Origin of the sequence: Arthrobacter stackebrandtii (genome assembly GCF_017876675.1) — a bacterium.
GTDB classification, from domain to species: Bacteria; Actinomycetota; Actinomycetes; order Actinomycetales; family Micrococcaceae; genus Specibacter; species Specibacter stackebrandtii.
Window position 1 is genome coordinate 1,832,880 of sequence record NZ_JAGIOI010000001.1, and the last position, 20,158, is coordinate 1,853,037.

A 20,158-nucleotide genomic window follows, 5' to 3' on the forward strand; every position below is an offset into this window, starting at 1 on the left:
CACGGCACCAGCCTGTCCGCACGCCCAGCTTCCGGAAGCAGCAACGTTCACGTGTGCTCCATCAGTGGTTTGCGGGCGTGGGCGCCCTCATGCTCGCAGGAACCCTGGTCGTTGCGCCGGGCATTGCCGGGCAGGAACCCGCGGCGAAGGCCGCCAGCGGAAACTCGGTCTACATCGACGAGCCGCTGCAAGGCGAGGCGCCGCTGACCGGATGGTCGCTGTCCGGTGACGGCAACGTCTCTGACGTCAGCGGAAATCAGGCGGGTGCATGGCTTCCGCAACTGAGCACGATATCTGAGAACAACAACGTCAACCACAGCATCAACACGAACAACTGTGGGTTTAGCACCGGCGCCAACCAGTGGCCGAGGTGCCTGGCGAACAAAAGCCCGGACCGCGACGGCAAGTGGATGACGTTGACGACGGACAACACCAACGCAAACAGTGCCAACAACAACGGCGGTGCGCAGGCCGGCACAGCCCTGAACAACACACCCTTTAAATCCGACTTGGGCGTGGTGCTCGAATACGACCAGCGTCTGTACCGCACCAACGACGGCCGCATCGGAGGCTCTCCGGCCATCCAGGGCGGCGGTGACGGCCTGGCCGTCTACCTGGCAGACGCCAACGGCAACAACTACGGCAACAGCGGCATCGACACGTCTGTCGGCGAGGCCGGAGGTTACGGTGCAGGCCTCGGATACTCGGCCGTGTCATACAACGGCGACAATCTCTGCCCCGCTGCGCAGGGCGTGGCAGGCGGCTACATCGGCGTCGGCTTCGACGTGTACGGCAACTACCAGAAAGCCGAGAACACCAACGCCACCACCCAGTACAACCGCGCGACACGGCCATGGAGCGTGGCGCAGAGCAACCCTGCAGCGTTTGCAGACCTCGGCGGCGGAGTCACATCTGCCCGCATCCCCCAGTCCATCGGCCTGCGCGGCTCGGGCGTGCGCTACACCGACCCACCTGCGTGCGACCCCGCTGCAACGGGCGGCATGAACCAGGCCTTTGGCCTTGTTGCCACCAATGATGCCCTCGTGACGCAGCCCGGCAACGTCACCGTCTTCCAGCCGAAATGGGACGGCAATGACACTGCCGCCGACTACAAGGCCGGCTACAACGACAAGCAAAGCGGCACGTGGGTGAACCTTCCCCAGAGCGCAATTACCCAGGCCACGGCTGCGCAGTTGCCGGCGGGCCTCGGCGACCCGAAAGGATACGTGATGCTCACGGTGCCGGCCGCGGCAGCCCCGTTCGACCTCTGGTACACGCGCAAGAATGTAACCGCCGGTGCCAACTTTGTCGGCATCAACGGGGACGCGGCCCTGGGCAAAGCGCCCAGCTACACGCCGCTGAAGCGCACGGTTGGCGGTTATCGATGGCTGGCCGGAACAAACAACCTGTCAAGCGCACCGAACCCGACCAACCCCGGCCTCATCAACGACAACGCCGCTGCGCGCCAGGGCGCCGTCATTGACAACGCTCAGATGGACTCGACCAAGTACCGCCGCGTGCGGATCACCCTCACGCCGAAAGCCGACGGGTCACGTTCCGTAAAGGTGTACTGGACCGACAAGTTGAATGTCTCGGATGACAAGTGCTACACCCCGGCCGGTGTGGAAATCACGGGAGTCGGCGCCAACGGTTCCAGCGACAGCTGCATCAGCGGCGGCGGCACGTGGCACCACGGCCAGCCCTATGCCTTCAACGAGCAGTTCTCATACGACGTCGCATCCAGCAGCTATCAGGCCGAGCTGCCGACAGAGTTCAAACTTGGCTTCTCGGCCTCGACCGGCTGGGCCGTCAACTACCACCAGATCCGCAACGTGCGCGTGACGAGTGTCGTGGACCTCGCGGTCGACAAGACCGTGCAGGCAACAGGTGCGGGCAGCTCAATTGACGACGGCGCGTGGGCCGACGAGACCCAGGTGAATGCCGGCGAGAAGGTCGCCTACAAGATTGATGCCTGGAACAACGGGATCTCCGACCTTGACGACGAATACCCCGCCAGCCTGGTGGACGGCCTCGACCAGGTGCCGTTCGACGACCTGGCCAACGTGGCGTGGACCGCAACGGCCACGGGTGATGCGAAGGTGTGCACGACATGGAACACGGCAACCGTGAAGTGCGATGCATACGGCACAACGCTTTCCGGAACCGGAGCGCTCACGGATGCAGCGCCCCTGCGCTGGGCTGCGGCCTCGCGGACCCACGACCCAACGGCAAACATCAACGTCGTGTTCACAGGCACTGTCGGCGCGTCGACAGGCGAAGGCAGCTACCCGAACACCGCAGTCGTGGCCACGAGCCGTGTGGGCGGCCCCCAGGAAGACGACTTCAGCAACAACAAAGACGACGCCCTGATCACGGTCCTCCCGCACATCCCGCAGTGGACGCTTGGCAAGGCCGCTGAGCCGGCATCAGGCAGCCTGGTGGGAGCGGGGGAAACGATCGAATACACGGTCTCGGTTGAAGCCCTCGACCCTGAGCCCATCGGAACCGTTGCGGGTGTTTCAGTGGTCGACAACCTCGCAGAGGTGCTGCAATACGCAGAATTCGAGGCCGGTTCCGTGCTCATCAACGGCGCTGCACCGGCGGCCGGGGTGACCGTCACGGAGCCGGTGCCGGCGAACAACCAAACGCTCACAGTCGCCGGGCTCAACCTGCCTGCCGCAACAACAACGCCCATAACCTACAAGGTGACGGTCAAGGATCCCGCTGCATCGAACGTGTCATTCCGCAACTACGTGCTTGGCGTGCTTGCGGACAACCCGCCGGTGCAATGTGCGGCAGACAGCGAGGCCGACTACCTGGCCAACTGTTCCACCATTCACCACACGCCCAGCCTCCTTCAGGTGCTGAAGGTCGGCGAAGATTCCACCGGCGCCACGATCCCGTTCGAAGGGTCCGAGTGGGCCATCTACCCGGACGACAACGGTGCACCTGCCGCGACGCCGGTGGTGGAGTTTGGCCCGGAGCCCAAGTCGCCGGAAATTGGCACAGGCCTGTTCCAGGCCCAGTTGGCACCCGGCAGCTACTGGCTGGCGGAGACCAAGGCGCTGGACGGCTTCAATCTACTGCCCGGACCCGTGGCATTTACCGTGGCCGCCGACGGCACCGTGACACTGGCCGGAGGAAATACGGGTTCGATTGAGGCGTGTGCCGTGGCGGCGTCCACAGGGCTGTGCCAGCACATACCCGCCGACAACACCACCGTCCCCACCATCGTGGTGCAGGACGTTCCGATTCTTGCCCTGCCAGAAACTGGCGGGTTGGTTCCCCCATGGTTGTTCTATGCCGCTGGGGTCTTGATGGTCGCCCTAACCGGGACCATCGCCGTTGTACTCATCAGGCGACGCCGCGATGACGCATGACCGCCGCAAACCCGCGGCATTCACACCCTTCAAAACTGCACGATCGACACACGGAACAGGAGAACTACCTGTGAATTCCTCATTCACGCGTCGCTGGCGGAATACGCTCGCGATCACCGCCATCGCCGCTCTCACGGCCATTGGCTTCGCCAGCCCGGCGGCCGCCGCCCCGACGATTGACCCAGGTGCGACCGGCAGTCTCACCATCCACAAGCGGGTCAACCCGGCGGGAGTCCTGACCCCGGGCAATGGGCTGGAAGACCCCGCCGCCCCGGGAGGCCCGCTGGCGGGCATCAACTTTGACCTACAGTCCATCGGCAATGTTGACCTGCTCACGACCGCAGGTTGGACGGCAGCAGGCGCGTTTGCGCAGGACCCAAGCACCATCCCGGCCGGGGACCTCGGCACTGCCGTCTCGGGGACCACGACAGCCCCCGATGGCAGCTACACGTTTGGCAACCTGGACATTGGCGCCTACCTCGTCACCGAGCGGCTGACGCCTGCCCAGGTCGACAGCGGCATCTCCGGCGCGTCACCCTTCGTCGTGACCATCCCGATCACGGATCCGGACAACCTGGACAACTGGGTGTATGACGTCCACGTTTACCCCAAAAACCACCAGACCGAACCCACGAAGACCGTCGATGACGGCCCGAACTCGACCTACCAGGTCGGCGACCTGATCGACTGGACCATCTCGGCCCAAGTCCCCTCGCAGGCAACAGATGCCTACGCCTTCAAGGACGAACTGGTTGCCAACCTCGAGATCCCGGCGAGCGTCGCAGACAACATTGAGGTAGCCATTGGTGGAACCGCACTTGTGACTGCCGACTACACGTTCAGCTACGACGCGGCGGGCGGCAACGTCCTCACCGTGGAGCTCACTGCGGCCGGCCTGGCCAAGCTCAATGCTGTGGCAGGCGGCACCCAGAACATTGCACTGACGATCACCACTAAGGTTGTGTCCCTGCCGGCAAACGGCATCATCGAGAACGAGGGCATCATCTTCCCGAACTCGGGCTACCCGATTTCGGGTCCGGGCGTTGTGACTCCGCCGGTGGAGTCCAAGTTCGGTGCGATCAACGTCCTGAAGGTTGATGCATCCGACGACGCGAAGTTCCTTGCAGATGCTGAATTCAAGGTCTTCAAGAGTGAAGCCGACGCACAGGCATACGCCGCTGATCCAACGGGGAACGCCGCCCTCCCGCTGAAGGCGCAGGAAAACGGCGCCGGCGCCCTGGTCGAGACGTTCACGACGGGCACCAACGGTGAAGTTTCGATCTTCGGCCTGCGCGCCTCCAACTGGCAGGACGGCGTGGAGCTGACTGATCCGGCAACCTTCCAGAACTACTGGCTGCTGGAGACAAAGGCGCCCCAGGGCTACGTGCTCTCGACGGCTCCGTTTGGGCCGATCACGGTGGCGTACAACAGCGCAGCGCCGACAGTCCTGCCGTTTGGCGACCTGAACGTGCCCAACGTTGAAAAGACCGAACTGCCGCTTACCGGTGGAACCATTGCAACCGGCATCTTCTTCCTTGCCGGAGCCCTGATCCTCGGCGGCATTGCGCTGCTGGTTGTCCGCTCACGCAAGCGTGGAGCCATGGCATAAGGCAAGCACCATCCTGGCGGTGGGCGACGCATCCGTGCGCCGCCCACCGCACAGCTGTTTCTGCCGTGCAAAGCCGTTCCAGCAGCACTCGAATGCACTAGTACAAGATGGCACATCAATGAGTATTTTTCTTCAACCAGGCCCGGGACCAGACTCCGTTTGGGAGCCGGAACCGGAGCAAACGCCGAGCCCGCGCCGCCGCAGTTCCGCGGCCTTACGCGGGTTTAATGCCCTTCTGGTGCTGGGGGCCCTGGCCGGGGGAATTGTCTTTTCCTACCCGCTGGCGGCTCCATGGATAGCCGATTCCATCCAGGCCGACGCGGTTGTCAAGTATGAGCAGCAAAACTCCGAGATCGACCCGCAAGCCCGCCAGCGGCTGCTTGCTGCTGCACATGAATACAATTCCCACCTGCCCAGCGGACCGCTCCGCGACCCATACGTCATCAATGAACGCGGTGAAGCGGTCAACATGGAAGAGGGCCGCGAACAGTACCAGCAACAGCTCGCGATAAATCCCGACGATCCCGCAGCACCCATGGCGCGACTGGTGGTTCCCGGGTTGGGCCTTGACCTGCCCGTCTACCACGGAACCGATGAAGAAACTCTGACGCGCGGGGTCGGGCACTTTTACGGTTCCGGACTGCCCGTGGGTGGTGCAGGAAACCACGCGGTTCTGAGTGCGCACTCCGGATACGTCAACTCGACCCTGTTCAATGACCTGCCCTCGATGAAGCTGGGCGACACCTTCACCCTGACGGTGCTGGGGGAGGTGCTGACATACAAAGTCGACAACATAGCGACAGTCCTTCCCAATGAATCTGAGCTGTTGCGACAGGTGCCCGGCAAGGATTACGTGACACTCCTGACGTGCACACCGCGGTACGTGAACACGCACCGGCTGTTGGTCCGCGGCGAGCGGATACAGACGGAGGATGCCGAGGCGAAAGTCGCTCAAAGCCAGCTGGTCAGCGCCCCCGATCCAGGCCTGCCTTGGTGGGTCTTGATTGCGCTGGGGCCAGCCACGCTCACGCTCCTTTTGCTCATCCGACCCGCACCGCACCCCCTCGGTGGCATGCGTCACATTCAAAGGAATGGTTGACCTGCATCACACTTTTAAGTGATTGTTGGTGAGTATTTGATTTACAAATCAATCACGAACCATCGTCAATAGTTGAAAGTGAGTTCGCATGTCACCGTTTCACATGAAGGACCCGGCAGCGCTGCCGACGAAGCCGCCGGATCGAAGACTGTTGGGCAGGCGCGCCACAGCGGTGGCTCTGGCAGGGCTGATGGCCGTTGGAACTGTGCCGGCACTCGCAGTGTCCGGGGCCGGACTGGCACCGGCCGCGGCAGCGGACGCGGGAACCCCCATCTCGGCCTCAAGCATCAAGCCGGAAGTGGGGGTGGACGCCAACGGGAGTACCCTCGGCGCCATCGCCTCATTCAGCCAGGCCGACAACGTCGTCACCCTGGTCCCGGCCAAGGGCGCCGTCCGCGTCACCTTCCTCGACGACGGAAACTTCCGTCTCGAAGCCACCCCCACGGGAACTTTCACCGACCCTGCCAACACTCCGGAGTCCCCGGCGGACCCCACCCGCATCGCTGACATCGTGGTGGGGGCGGACCAGTTCAAGAAGGGCTCCGTCACGGTCACCGATTCCGGCGGCGTGATCACCATGGCCACTGCAACGGTCAAGCTGGAAGCCAACAAGGCCAGCGGGGCCTTCACGCTCAGGCGTGCCGACGGCACCGTCGTATGGCAGGAGTCCTCGGCACTGAGCTTTGGTTCCGACACCACCACCCAGCACCTCGAGCCCATCGCCGGGGAGCAGTTCCTGGGCGGCGGCATGCAGAACGGCCGCGTGGTCCACACGGGATCCACCATCAACATCTCCAACAACTTCAACTGGGCGGACGGCGGCCACCCCAACGCCGCCCCCTACTACATGACGAGCGCCGGCTATGGCGTGCTGCGCAACACCTTCGCGCCCGGCTCCTACACGTTCACCCAGAACGAGACCACCACACACCGCGAAAAGCGTTTTGACGCCTACTACTTTGTCGGCGACTACAAGCAGAGCCTGGACGGCTACACCAAGCTGACAGGCCGGCCCAACCTGCCTCCCGTCTACGGCCTGGAGTACGGCGACGCCGACTGCTACAACCGCTCAAACCCGGGATATTCGTCGTCCGGCTATGGTGAGGGCGACACCCCCAAACAGGTCACCTTCGACGCCGTCCAGACGGCCAAGGCGTTCAAGGACAACGACATGCCGGCCGGCTGGATGCTGGTCAACGACGGCTACGGCTGTGAATACACGCCGGACCCGGCAGGCTACGACAAGGACGCCCCCTACGATCCGGTCAACCCGGACAAGGGCCTCGGCGGGACCGTGAAGGCCATCAAGGCCGAGGCGGACCTGAAGACCGGCCTGTGGACGCAGCGCTCACTCACCAACCAGGAATCCGAGGTCGGCAACGACGGCATTGCCCTGCGCAAGCTCGACGTCGCCTGGGTCGGTGCCGGCTACCGCCTGGCCCTGACCGGCTGCGAAAGCGCCAAGTCCGGCATCGAAAGCTATTCCGACGGCCGCGCCAACACCCTCATGGTCGAGGGCTGGGCCGGCTCCCAGCGTTGCGGCGTGCAGTGGACAGGCGACCACTCCGGCAACCTGGACCAGGGCCGCTGGGGTGTTTCGGCGCTGGCCGGCGCCACGAACTCGGGGATGGCCTTCACCACTTCGGACGTGGACGGCATCTTCGGCGGCAGCGCCGAAAGCTACGTCCGCGACCTGCAGTGGAAGGCCTTCGCCCCGGAAATCTACTCCATGAGCGGCTGGGCGCCCACCGACAAGCGCCCGTGGCTCTACGGCGAGACCGCCACGGAGATCAACCGCAAGTACCTGCAGATGCGCCAGGAGCTCATGCCCTACATCTACTCGCTGGCGGTTGACGCCAGCAACACCGGCGTGGGCATGATGCGCACCATGCCGCTGGAGTTCCCCAACGACCCGCTCTCCTACACCAAGGAAGCCGAGACGCAGTTCTTCCTGGGCCGCGACTACCTGGTCGCACCCATCTCCAACAGCAACCCTGTCCGCAACGGAATCGTGCTCCCGGCAGGGTCACAGTGGGTCGACTACTGGACCGGCGCCGTCTACGAAGGCGGCCAGATCCTGAACGGCTACAGCGCCCCCCTGGAGACGCTGCCCATGTTTGTCCGGGCAGGATCCGTGGTGCCGCAGGGCGAGATTGCCCGCAACGCCTCGCTCGTCCCGGAGGACTCACCCATCACGGTTGACGTCTACCCTGCAGGTGCCTCCTCATTCGCCATGAATGAGGACGACAAGGTCAGCCGAGAATACCGCAACGGCGCCACCAGCCGGCAGGAATTCGCCGTCACCGCACCCGCCAAGGACGGCGGCGACGTCGCCGTCACCATTGGCAAGCGCGACGGCGACTACGCCGGCAAGGCTGCCGCCCGCCCCTACAAGCTGGACGTCCACAGCGGCTCGCAGCCGTCGGCCGTGCTGGTCGGGGCCACCATCCTGGACAAGGTCGCCGACGCTGCAGCCTTCGACGCCGCCGAGACGGGCTGGTACTACGACGCCGCCGACGCGGGCGGCACGGTGCATGTGAAGGCCGGGGCTGTTGCCTCCAACGCAACCGCAACGATCACGCTCAAGGATGCATCCGCCGTCGGCGGCACCGATTCAGACGCCAAGGCCGCACAGGTGGCAGTGACGCTGGAGGAGAAGGTCTTCCAGGGCCAGGCAACGCAGGCCTCGGCACAGTTCACCAACACCGGATCCAATGCCAAGACCGACGTGGTCATCACACCCGCCGTCCCCGAAGGCTGGAGCGTCAGCAACGCCAAGGGCAACACCGTGGCCTCGGTGGCTCCGGGCGCCACGGTCCAGGCAACATTTGAACTGACACCCGGCACGGAGGCTGCGGCCGGGCTGCAGAGCATCGGTGCCACCGCGAGCTACACCGACTCCAAGGGCGCGGCCCGGGAAGTCACCGGTTCCAACCAGATGTACGTTGCGTACGGCTCACTCGCCGGAGCGTTCAACAATATCTCCGTCACGACCGCCAACGGCTCGTTTGTTGACAAGCTGGGCAACTTCGACGGCGGCGGCGCCACGTTCAGCGCCGACCAGCTCAAGACCGCCCCGGTTCCGGCCGGCGGCGTAAGCCCCGGTTCCACGGTAACCGTGGACGCGGGCCTGCCCACCGAGGTCAACTACACCTGGCCTGCCGTGGGTGCGGACAAGAACAACGCGGTGGCCCTCAACGGCCAGACCGTTGCCCTCACCGGCAAGGGAACCGACCTGGCAGTACTTGGTTCCTCCGCATCCGGCCCCGGCGTCAGCCCGGAATTCACCATCACCTACACCGACGGCACCGTCCAGAAGCAGAGCCTGTACTATCCCAACTGGCTGCCGCAGGGCGACACCAAGGGCGCCAAGGTGGCCATCAAGTCCATGGGCCGCAACAGCACCGGACAGGCCAGCAACCCCGAGTACACGAGCACCGGCTACCAGATCTACTCCGGCACCCTGCGCCTGCTGCCCGCCAAGGAACTGGCGTCCGTGCAGCTGCCCATTGCCGAAAACGTGAAGATCTTCGACTGGCAGGTGGTGGACTTCCCGCTGCCGACGGCCCCGGATGCGGACGCCTTCGCCTCCGACCTGGAACCTGTCAGCGCCACCAACGGCTACGGCGTCATCGGCTGGGACGTGGTCAACAAGGACTCGGCCGGCTCGCCGGACGTCCCGCTGACCATCATCGACAAGACGGATCCGGCCAAGCCGGTCACCAACACCTATGAAAAGGGCCTGGGCGTTCACGCGCCGTCCAACGTCCAGTTCTACACGGGCGGGCAGTGCACCAGCTTCTCGAGTTTCGTCGGCCTGGAAGGTGCGTTCGGCGGCAAGATCATCTTCACCATCGTCGGCGACGGCAAGGTCCTCTACCAGAGCCGCACCTTCACGAGCGGCTTCGCCCCGGAGCACCCTGTGGTGGACCTGACGGGCGTCTCCTATGTTGAGCTGAAGGTCGACCCAATCTCCGCCGGCGCCATCAACGGCGCCCACGGCGTGTGGGGCGATGCCAAGTTCAGCTGCGGCGCACCCGCCCCGGTGGATGAGACCGCACCCGTCACGACGGCGACAATCGCACCCGCCGAGCCCGCCGCATCCGGCTGGTACACCACTGCCCCGGCGGTGACGCTGGCAGCGGCGGACGAGTCCGGCGTCGAGCTTACCGAGTACAAGATCGGTGAGGGACCCTGGACCGAGTACACCGGGACGGTGACGCTCCCCGAGGGTGTCAACGGCTTCAGCTACCGCTCACGCGACACGGCCGGCAACCTCGAGGAGGCCAAGGCCGCCGCCGAGTTCAAGGTGGACACGCAGGCGCCCACGGTGTCGGCCGCGGTTGACGCCGATGCCCGCACCGTCACGGTTGAGGCCGCGGATTCCGGCTCAGGCATTGCCACGGTGGAATACTCCACCGACGGCGGCGCCACCTGGCAGGCCTACGCGGCTGCGATCCAGGCCGGGGACGACGGCGTGTCCGTCGCCTACCGCGCCACGGACCACGCAGGCCTGGCAGCAGCCTCCGCCGCGGACGCCGTCGTGGCACCGGTTGACACGCCGGCACCCCCGGCACCCGTGGTCGATGCACCCGCCAAGGCCGCACCGGGCGAAACCGTCACGGTGCAGTTCACCGGACTCGCGGCCGGGGCCAAGTACGCGCTGTGGACCAACGCCAAGCCCGGCAAGTCCGCGGCCGTGGGCGACCTCAAGCTCGCGGACGTCACGGCCGGGGCCAACGGTTCCGCAACCGTTGACATCACCCTGCCGAAGTCGCTGTCCAACGGCATGCACACCCTGCTCCTGCAGCAGGGCGGGACCGTGGTGGCCAATTCCGCCATCGTGGTGAACAAGGGGAAGGGCGGCAGGTAGCCGTTCCTGAATTGCAAGGGCCGGGCCCGTCCGCCTTGCGCGGGCGGGCCCCGGCCCTATTTTGCGGGGGCGTTGGTGCGGCCGGCCTGACCGTTCCGGCGGCGTTTCCCGCGGATCAGCCCCGCGTCTGCAGGAATTGCAGCACGGCCAGGACGCGGCGGTGGTCGTCGGGACCCTGCGCCAGCCCCAGCTTCATGAAGATGGAGCTGATGTGCTTTTCCACGGCGCCGGCGCTGACCACCAGGGCCCTGGCGATGCCGGCGTTCGTGAGCCCCTGCGCCATGAGTCCGAGGACCTCCGATTCCCGCGGGCTCAGCGCATTCAGCGGGTCCTGGGCGCTCCGGTTGCCCAGCAGGGCGCCGACAACCTCGGGGTCGAGCACCGTGCCGCCGGCGCAGACGCGTGCAACGGCGTCCGTGAAATCTTCAAACCGCGCCACCCGGTCCTTGAGCAGGTAGCCCAGCCCGGCGCCGCTGCCCGCACCCGCCAGCAGTTCGCCGGCGTAGCTGAGCTCAACATATTGCGAGAGCACCAGGATGGCCACCTCCGGGTGCCGGGCCCTGACCTCCAGCGCCGCACGCAGCCCCTCGTCCCGGTGCGACGGCGGCATCCGGACATCCGTGATGAGCAGCTCCGGGCGGTGCCGGGCCACCGCCTGGAGAAGTTCGACGCCGTCTCCCACCGCCGCGCACACCTCGCCGCCGATTTCCCCGAGCAGGCGGACCAGGCCCTCCCGCAGCAGGACGGAATCTTCAGCTATGACAACACGCATGGCATCCACACTAGCGCCCGGGTGCCGTGGACCGGCCGCTTCCGGCCAGGCCGCAGCCGGCAGGTGCGCCATGGGTTTCAGCCGTTGAGCGGGATGCTGGCGCGCAGCGAAGTGGGCCCGCCCGCGGGGCTGCTGATCTCCAGGGAACCGTCCACGCCGGCCAGCCGGTCCACGAGCCCGGCCAGCCCGTGGCCCTTGCCCACATGGGCGCCGCCAACGCCGTCGTCCGTGACAACAATGAGCAGCTCGGTGGGCTGGGCGTCGACGGCGACACTGGCGCTGCCGGCACCCGAATGCTTGGAAACGTTGGCGAGGGCTTCCGAGACCACAAAGTAGGCTGCGTTTTCCGCACCCTCGGCGAGCCTGGCGCCGTGGGCAAGGCTGCCGTTGACGGTCACAGGGACGGCGGATTTTGCGGCAAGGGACTCGACGGCGGCGCGCAGCCCACGGTCCGCCAGCAGCGGCGGCGCGATGCCGCGGGAGAGCTGGCGCAGCTCGGCGAGGGCCTCGCGGCTCTGCTCAATGGCGCCGTCCATCAATTCGCGGGCGCCCGCGGGGTTCTTCTCCATCTGGCGCTGGGCCGCCTCGACGTCCATTTGCAGGCGGATCAGGCGCTGCTGCGGGCCGTCGTGGAGGTCGCGCTCGATCTTGCGCAACGTGCTGGCCTCCTCTTGGACCACCTGCGCGCGGCTGGCGGCCAGCTCCTCGCTGCGGGCGCGCAGGGCCGCGGTCTCGTTGGTGAGCAGGGTGCGGGTGGTGGCGGCGTCGGCCAAGGCCAGGGCGTGGGTGATGAAGGGCAGGGCGAGCAAAAGTATCACGCCGTAGGCCAGGCCGAACCAGGACTCGGCTGTCTCCGGGCTGACACCCAGGTACGTGTCCAGGCCGATAAGTTCGGCGAGGGTGGTGTTGTCCGAGGGCAGGAACCTCATCCAGAACCACTGCGTCAACCCGCCGGCCGTGGCTGCAAGGATGGTGATGGCCGTGCAGAAGGTTGCGGTGCGCAGCGGAAAGGCAACCAGGAAACCGTGGAAGAAGTCCTTCCACAGCTGCGGATCGCCAAGGTTCTTGAACATGCCGCCAATGGAATATTTGTGCGGCTCCCGGTAATGGACAGGCGGAATATTACCCGCCCAGCGGCGCAGGGCAGCACGGTTGACGCCGGCAAACCAGCGGGCCGTTGCGAGGCAGGCGATGAGCACCGGCAGCCCCACCCAGATGATGAGGGTGCTCACGCCGAGGGTGAACAGGGCCGTCAGTGCCGTGAACGAGGCGATGGAAATGAAGAAGCCCGGCAAGATATATGCCAAGTCGCGGCCGATCTGGCGCCACGTGGCGGGGCGCAGGATGAACCAGGACTTCTGTTGCATGGGTGACATGGTTTTGCTCATGTATCAATCCTTGTTGCGGCGGCGTCCTGAAACCATCATGCCAGCCGGTGAATGCGGGGTGGGGTTTTCCCCACCTGCGACAGGGTCCGTGAAATTCCAGCCAGTGCTGCGACAGGGTCCACGAAGAATCAGCCAATGCCGCGACAGGGTTTGGGGGAGGGGCGGGGAAGTCGTGCGGAAGATGGGAGAATTGCCGGGTGGGACATATTGACGTTGCAAACATTGACTATTTTCTCTCCGACGGCCGGCAGCTGCTGAACGGGGTGAACTTTCGCGTCTCCGACGGCACCAAGACGGCCCTGATCGGGCCCAACGGCACCGGCAAGACCACACTGCTGCGCATCATCTGCCAGGACATCAAGGCTGATGAAGGGGCGGTGTCGCGCTCGGGCAGCATGGGTGTGATGCGCCAGTTTGTGGGCCAGGTGCGCGATGACAGCACGGTGCGCGACCTGCTGCTGTCGGTGGCGGCCGAGAACATTGCCAAAGCCGGAAAGGCCGTCGACGACGCCGAGCTGGCCATGGTTGAGCGCGACGACGAGCCCAGCCAGATGGCCTACGCGCAGGCGATTGCCGACTGGGGCGACGTGGGCGGCTACGAGATGGAGACCACCTGGGACGAGGTCACCATGGCCGCCATGGGCATGGACTTCTATACGGCGCAGCATCGCAAGGCGGCCTCGCTGAGCGGCGGCGAGCAGAAGCGGCTCGTGCTGGAGGCGCTGTTCTCCGGTCCCGACGAGCTTCTGCTCCTCGATGAGCCCGACAACTACCTCGACGTGCCCGGCAAGCGCTGGCTCGAGGCGAAGATGGCGGAGTCGGACAAGTCCGTGCTGTTTGTCAGCCACGACCGGGAGCTGCTGGCCAACGCCGCGGACCGGATTGTCACGCTGGAGCCGGGCATCAACGGCGCCTCGAGCTGGACGCACGGCGGCGGATTTGAGTCATATGTGAAGGCGCGCGAGGACCGCAACGCCCGTTTTGAGGAGCTGCGCAAGCGCTGGGACGAGGAGCACATCAAGCTCAAGGAACTCGTCAACATGTACAAGACCAAGGCGGCCTTCCGCTCCGACATGGCCAATCGCTACCAGGCCGCGCAATCACGGCTGGCACAGTTCCTCGAGAAGGGTCCGCCGGAAGCACTGCCGATCGAGCAGAACGTGAAGATGCGGCTCAAGGGCGGGCGCACGGCGAAGCGTGCAATCGTCGCCACGAAGCTGGAGCTGACAGGGCTCATGAAGCCGTTCAACACCGAGGTGTGGTTTGGCGACCGCGTGGGCGTCCTCGGCTCCAACGGCTCGGGCAAGTCCCACTTCCTGCGCCTGCTTGCCGCGGGAGGCTCAGACCCGGACAAAGAGCATGAGCCGGTGTCCGACGTCGAAATTGCCCACGTGCCCCACGAGGGGTCCGTGAAGCTTGGCGCCCGGATCCGTCCCGGCTTCTTTGCCCAGACGCACGCCCGCCCGGACCTGCTGAACCGCACGCTGCTGGACATCCTGCACCGCGGCGACGAGCACCGTTCCGGGCTGGGGCGCGAGGCCGCCGCCAGTGCGCTGGACCGCTACGGCCTGGCCTCCAGCTCCGAGCAGAAGTACGACTCCCTCTCCGGCGGGCAGCAGGCGCGCTTCCAGATCCTGCTGCTGGAGCTTTCCGGGGCAACGCTGCTGTTGCTTGACGAGCCCACCGACAACCTTGACCTGCATTCGGCCGAGGCGCTGGAAAAGGCGATCGACTCCTTCGAGGGGACCGTCCTGGCCGTCACGCATGACCGCTGGTTTGCCCGGTCCTTTGACCGGTTCCTGGTGTTTGGCTCCGACGGCAAGGTGTACGAATCCGACGAACCCGTGTGGGACGAAAAGCGGGTGGAGCGGGCCCGCTAGAACTGGGCGAAGGTCTTCTGTGCCAGTCCGAAGCTGATGGTCATGCCGATGCCCGAGGTGACCGAGACTGCGGTGACGTTGGGCGCCAGCTCCTTGATGAGGAAGCTCTGCTGCGGGCTCGAGGCGTAGATGCCCTGCCACCGCTGCAGCACCTCGAAGTTGCGGCCCAGCAGTGTTTGGGCGGCCTGCATCAAGGTGTCCGAGGTTGCCTCGGACAGGAACGGGTCCTGCGTGGTTTCCGTGTGGTGGCTGTCGCCAATGAGCAGGGTGCCGTCGGGGCGCTGGGTCAGCATGAGGTTTGCGTCGATCGCCAGCAGCTCGGGACTCCTGGCTTCCAGTTCCGTCCGCAGGGCCGCGGCGGCAGCGGTCTCGGCAAAAGCCGGGTAGCGCAGCATCGACGTGCCGGTCAGCACGGCGCGCTTGATGGACGTGTGGGCAGCGGGGCGGACCAGTGCCATCTGCAGTGCGCAGCGGTTGACCTCGAACGGTTCGGCAAGTTCAGTGTGCACCCAGTCGAGGTCGTGCCCCACGCAGACAATGGCGCGCGACGCCGTCACCGGGCCGCGGGAGGTGCGCACGGTGACGGGGCCCTCCGGGGAGGATCCGGCGTCGGCCACGCCAAGGTAGGAGGTGCGCCAGGAGAAGCTGACGCCGGGCTGCGTGGCAAGCCAGGCGGCCAGCCTGCCCACGGCCTCGCGGGGGTCCACGCGGATGTCGCGGTGCAGCAGCGCGCCGCCCAGGATGGCCGGGTCGCCGCTGCCGGAAAGCTCCTGCCGCACGCGTGCGGCGCCCACCAGCTCCACCTCGCCGGCGCCCCGGACGGCCGAAAGCTCCTCGAGCACGGCCACCTCCTGCACATTCCGCGCCACGGCCAGGGCGCCCGACTCCACCGCAAAAAAGCCGGCCAGTGCGCTGTGCCTGAGCCAGCCCTCCCGTGCGGCCGAGGCCAGTTCGAGCAGTTCGCCGGACTGTGCGCTGACGCAGCAGTGCCCGAAGTTGCGGATGGAGGCGCCCACGGCGCGGGTGTCGCGGTCGATGATGTGCACGCTCAGGCCGCGGGCCACTGCCTCGGCGGCGTGGGCCAAGCCAATGATGCCGGCCCCCACGATGAGGACGTCGGCGGGCGGAACGGGGTTGGAAACTGTCATGACTTCGACTTTTCCTTGCCGGGATCGGGCCGGGCAAGCTGTGGCGGGCCCGCCGCGGGAAGTTCTCCCAGGGTTCATCCGGCGGCCCCACTGTTTGCAAATTGTTCAACCGAAGGGCCTCTGGTTTGGCGGAATTCCGCGGATTTCGGGGGATAGACTCAACGCCATGAGCGGGCAGCCCCGCACCCACAGCACTGCAGCCAAGGATTTGAACACCATGATTGAACTCGCCGTCTTTGACATGGCCGGAACCACTGTCGATGACCACGGAATTGTCTACATCGCCCTCAAGGACGCCGTGGAGGAGACCGGGGCCCCGGTGTCGGCGGCGGACCTGCAGGAGTGGATGGGCGCCGACAAGGTTTCTGCCATCACGGCCCTCATGAAGCTTGGCGGACAGGAGCCCGACGGCGGCCGGGTCGCCGCCGCGTTTGTTCGCTTCCGCGAGATCCTGGCCGAACGCTATGCGGCCACCCCGCCCGTGGCACTGCCGGGCGTGGCGGAGGCCATCGAAACGCTGCGCGGCCGCGGCATCAAGGTTGCGCTTACCACCGGCTTTGACGACGGCGTTGCCTACCCGCTGCTCGAATCGCTCGGTTGGGCAGTTGGGGCGGGGGAGGGGACGATGGTCGATGCCGTTGTCACCACCTCCGACGTGGCGCAGGGCCGGCCCGCGCCCTACATGATCCACCGGGCCATGGAGCGCACCGGCGTGCACAACGTCCGTGCCGTGCTGGCCGCCGGGGACACGGTGGTCGACATGCAGGCGGGGCGCAATGCCGGAGCCATCGCCGTGGGTGTGCTGACCGGCAAGCTCGGCCGCGCCGAACTGGCGGCCGTGTCCCACGACCACATCCTGGCCGGTGTGGCGGACGTTCCGGGACTGGCGGAGACGCAGCCGGGGGCCTGACCGCCGGCCAAGCCGGTGCGCCGGGGCAGGCCGTTCCGGCGCACCTCTGGACAACAACGGCGCAGGCGGCACTAGAGTTGATGGAGCGCCGGGAAGTGTGGCGCCCCTTTCGCCCCTCCCCGTGTAAAGAGCCCCACCACCATGAACCAGAACACGGTCCGCGCAGCCGCGGTCGCCACCTTCTCCGTCTTTGCCATCAACGGCTTCGTCTTCGCCAGCTGGGCCGCGCGCATCCCCGCCGTCACACGCATCCTTGACCTGACCGCCGGGGAGATGGGCCTGCTGCTGCTGACCATCGCAGCCGGCTCCGTGATTGCACTGCCGCTGGCCGGGACCGTGGTGGCGCGGATCGGCACGGCACATACCATCCGCACCGGCGGCTTCACCGCGGCGTTTGGCGGGCTCATCATTTCCCTGGCCCTTTCCCAGCACAATGTTCCGCTGACCGCCGTGGGGCTGTTCTTCTTCGGCATCGGGATCGGCCTGTGGGACGTGGCCCAGAACATCGAGGGCGCCGACGTGGAACGCCACCTCGGCCGCACCGTCATGCCCCAGTTCCATGCAGGGTTCTCCGGCGGGGCGCTCATCGGCGCCCTTGTTGGAGCCGGCCTTTCCGCCCTGGACGTGAGCATGTCGGCGCACCTGCTGGTCATTGTGCTGGGCGTGTCGGTGGCAATGGTGTTCGTGCCCAAGCTGTTCCTGCCCGAAACCGCCACCAGCGGCAGCCGCAGCTCCGCCGCGGACAAGGCCGGGAAGGGTCGCAGCGCCTGGACCGAAAAGCGCACGCTCATGGTGGGCCTGGTGGTCCTGGGCGCGGCCCTCACGGAAGGTTCCGCCAACGACTGGATCGCCAAGGCAACGGTTGACGGGCTGGGCTCCACCGAGGCCGGCGGGGCCATCATGTTCGCCGTCTTCGTCGCCTCCATGACGCTGTTCAGGTTCTTTGGCGGAAGCTTCGTGGACAAGTTTGGCCGCGTCCCCGTGCTGTACGGCAGCCTCGGCTCGGCGCTGCTGGGCCTGGTGGTCTTTGTTGTGGCGCCGAATCTCCTGCTCGCCGCCGTGGGAGCCGTATTGTGGGGCGCCGGGTCCGCCATGGGCTTCCCCATGGGCATGAGCGCCGCCGCCGACGACCCCGCCCGGGCAGCCGCCCGCGTCTCCGTGGTCTCGACCATCGGCTACGTGGCGTTCCTCGCGGGTCCTCCGCTGCTGGGCTTCCTGGGCGACCACTTCACGATCCGCTGGGCGCTGCTCGCGATCGCGGTGGCCATCATTGCCTCCATCCTGACCGCCCCGGCCGCCAAGCCGCTGCCGAAGTCGGAATACGAGAACGCAGCGAACTAGCCCGGCATATGCTGGCCCAGGCATTTGTTCCTGGCCACGGCCCACACCAGCAGGACCATGCCGGCTCCGAGCAGCGCCCCCGCAATGGTGTCGGAGAGCCAATGGGCGCCCAGATAGGTGCGGCTGTACATCATGGCCACGCTGAGGATGGCGCCGCTGACCCACATCCACAGCCTGCCAAGCACGACGGCGGTTGCCACCATGGCAGCCACCGTGGCACTTACATGCCCGGAAGGGTATGAGTCCGAGCTGACATGCACCAGCCGGTCCAGCGGGCGCGGGCGGCCCACAAGGAACTTGACGAGGTGGGTCAGGCCCAGCGCGCCAAGGTTTGCGCCTGCGGTAAACAGTGCCAGTCGCCAGTGGCGGCGGGCCAGCACCAGTAACAGCGCCACGGCGTAGATGTACATGCCGGCGTTGCCCACGAAGTTCAGCACGAGATTTGCCTGGGTGAGCCACGGCGTGCGCGAGGACAGCATGAAAAGGTACCAGTCGTCGTCGTACTTCTGAAAGGGCGGGTTGTTGCCGGTGGCCCACACCAGCAGGCCCCCGGCCAGCATGAGCGCCAGGGCGGGCAGCGATGCCCAGAGAAGGCGGGACCGGGCCCAGTCGAGGGGGCGCAGTGCGGCGGTGCGGAGAGCAGTTTGGACCATGGGGCAAGTCTAGGGCGGCGGGCCTGTCATCCCTTGTGACTACCCTGAGTGAACCCTGAATCATCCCTGAGATAGATGTAATACGGCATTCCGTTGCGTACCGTGGTTATAGATTCGCACGCCGTGCCGCAATGGGCCGGCGGTCACCCGAGGGGGAACCCACATGATTGAGGCAGTAAACCTGGCCAAGCACTACGGTGCCAAGACGGCCGTCGGCGGTGTCACGTTCACCGTCAAGCCGGGAATGGTGACGGGCTTCCTGGGCCCCAACGGCGCCGGCAAGTCCACCACGATGCGCATGATCGTGGGACTGGACAAGCCCACCCGCGGCACGGTCACCGTCAACGGCAAGCCGTTTGAACAGCACCGCGACCCGCTGCACCAGGTGGGCGCCCTGCTCGATGCCAAGGCCGTGCACACGTCCCGCAGCGCGTACAACCACCTGCTGGCCATGGCCGCCACGCACAACATCCCCACCCGCCGCGTCAACGAGGTCATCGACATGACAGGCCTGGGCCCGGTGGCCAAGAAGAAGGCCGGCGGCTTCTCCCTCGGCATGGGCCAGCGGCTGGGCATCGCCTCGGCACTGCTGGGCGATCCCCAGACCCTGATCCTGGACGAGCCCGTCAACGGCCTGGACCCCGAAGGCGTGCTGTGGGTGCGCAACCTGGCCCGCTACCTGGCCTCCGAGGGCAAGACCGTGTTCCTGTCCTCGCACCTCATGAGCGAAATGGCGCAGACCGCCGACCACCTCATCGTGATCGGCCGCGGCCAGATCATCGCCGACGCGCCGATAGCCCAGATCCTGGCCGGTTCGGACAAGGCCAAGATCCGCGTCCGCACCTCCGAGGTCACGCGCCTGAGCCAGCTGCTGGGCGGTGCCGGCGTCAACGTGGCCTGCCACGAAAACGAGACCCTTGAGGTCACGGGCCTCGATGCCCGCCAGATCGCGGCCACCGCCCTGGAGAACCAGGTGCTCGTGTACGAGCTGACGCCCATGAACGGCTCCCTGGAGGACGCGTACTTCAACCTCACGAAGGACGAGGTCGAATACCACTCCCAACAATTCAATGACCAAGCCCCCGTTGCTGTGAAGGGACTCTAA

Annotated in this window: 12 protein-coding genes; 8 read left to right on the forward strand and 4 right to left on the reverse strand. The window is 66.2% G+C overall.

Annotation, left to right across the window (positions count from 1 at the left end):
* Nucleotides 1-53: 53 nt before the first annotated feature.
* The 4 genes from JOF48_RS20015 to JOF48_RS07685 all read left to right on the forward strand — a co-directional run bounded on the left by JOF48_RS20015 (nt 54) and on the right by JOF48_RS07685 (nt 10,961).
* Nucleotides 54-3,380 (forward strand): DUF7927 domain-containing protein, encoded by a 3,327-nt coding sequence (locus tag JOF48_RS20015; RefSeq protein ID WP_209679166.1) that lies wholly within the window; start codon nt 54-56, stop codon nt 3,378-3,380.
* Nucleotides 3,381-3,450: 70 nt separating this feature from the next.
* Nucleotides 3,451-4,989 carry a SpaH/EbpB family LPXTG-anchored major pilin gene (locus JOF48_RS07675; RefSeq protein ID WP_209679168.1) on the forward strand — a complete coding sequence of 513 codons (1,539 nt, stop codon included), beginning with the start codon at nt 3,451-3,453 and terminating at the stop codon, nt 4,987-4,989.
* A gap of 19 nt (nt 4,990-5,008) precedes the next feature.
* Nucleotides 5,009-6,088, forward strand: a complete 1,080-nt coding sequence (locus JOF48_RS07680) for a class C sortase (protein ID WP_209679170.1) — start codon at nt 5,009-5,011, stop codon at nt 6,086-6,088.
* A gap of 190 nt (nt 6,089-6,278) precedes the next feature.
* Entirely contained in the window at nt 6,279-10,961 is a 4,683-nt protein-coding gene (locus tag JOF48_RS07685) for an NPCBM/NEW2 domain-containing protein (RefSeq protein ID WP_245346441.1), read from the forward strand.
* Between the two features lie 115 nt (nt 10,962-11,076).
* Here the strand turns inward: JOF48_RS07685 and JOF48_RS07690 are convergent, their stop codons facing one another.
* Nucleotides 11,077-11,733 carry a response regulator transcription factor gene (locus tag JOF48_RS07690; RefSeq protein ID WP_209679174.1) on the reverse strand — a complete coding sequence of 219 codons (657 nt, stop codon included), beginning with the start codon at nt 11,731-11,733 and terminating at the stop codon, nt 11,077-11,079.
* A 77-nt stretch (nt 11,734-11,810) separates the two neighbouring features.
* A complete protein-coding gene (locus tag JOF48_RS07695; protein WP_209679175.1) occupies nt 11,811-13,121 on the reverse strand; it encodes a sensor histidine kinase in 1,311 nt (436 codons plus the stop codon).
* A 197-nt stretch (nt 13,122-13,318) separates the two neighbouring features.
* Between JOF48_RS07695 and JOF48_RS07700 the strand changes: the two genes are divergently transcribed.
* Nucleotides 13,319-15,001, forward strand: a complete 1,683-nt coding sequence (locus tag JOF48_RS07700) for an ABC-F family ATP-binding cassette domain-containing protein (protein WP_209679177.1) — start codon at nt 13,319-13,321, stop codon at nt 14,999-15,001.
* Here JOF48_RS07700 and JOF48_RS07705 read toward each other — a convergent pair.
* Nucleotides 14,998-16,227, reverse strand: a complete 1,230-nt coding sequence (locus JOF48_RS07705) for a TIGR03364 family FAD-dependent oxidoreductase (RefSeq protein ID WP_209679179.1) — start codon at nt 16,225-16,227, stop codon at nt 14,998-15,000. The two genes, JOF48_RS07700 and JOF48_RS07705, sit on opposite strands and share 4 nt — an antisense overlap.
* A gap of 88 nt (nt 16,228-16,315) precedes the next feature.
* On the opposite strand from JOF48_RS07705, the gene JOF48_RS07710 reads away from it, so the two are divergent.
* Together JOF48_RS07710 and JOF48_RS07715 are read left to right on the forward strand one after the other, a co-directional pair.
* A complete protein-coding gene (locus JOF48_RS07710; protein WP_245346443.1) occupies nt 16,316-17,059 on the forward strand; it encodes a phosphonatase-like hydrolase in 744 nt (247 codons plus the stop codon).
* Nucleotides 17,060-17,200: 141 nt separating this feature from the next.
* Nucleotides 17,201-18,400: an MFS transporter gene (locus JOF48_RS07715; RefSeq protein WP_209679181.1), complete on the forward strand. Its 1,200-nt coding sequence runs from the start codon at nt 17,201-17,203 to the stop codon at nt 18,398-18,400.
* Here JOF48_RS07715 and JOF48_RS07720 read toward each other — a convergent pair.
* Nucleotides 18,397-19,053: a phosphatase PAP2 family protein gene (locus JOF48_RS07720; protein WP_209679183.1), complete on the reverse strand. Its 657-nt coding sequence runs from the start codon at nt 19,051-19,053 to the stop codon at nt 18,397-18,399. The genes JOF48_RS07715 and JOF48_RS07720 overlap by 4 nt on opposite strands.
* A gap of 163 nt (nt 19,054-19,216) precedes the next feature.
* Between JOF48_RS07720 and JOF48_RS07725 the strand changes: the two genes are divergently transcribed.
* Entirely contained in the window at nt 19,217-20,158 is a 942-nt protein-coding gene (locus tag JOF48_RS07725; protein WP_209679185.1) for an ABC transporter ATP-binding protein, read from the forward strand.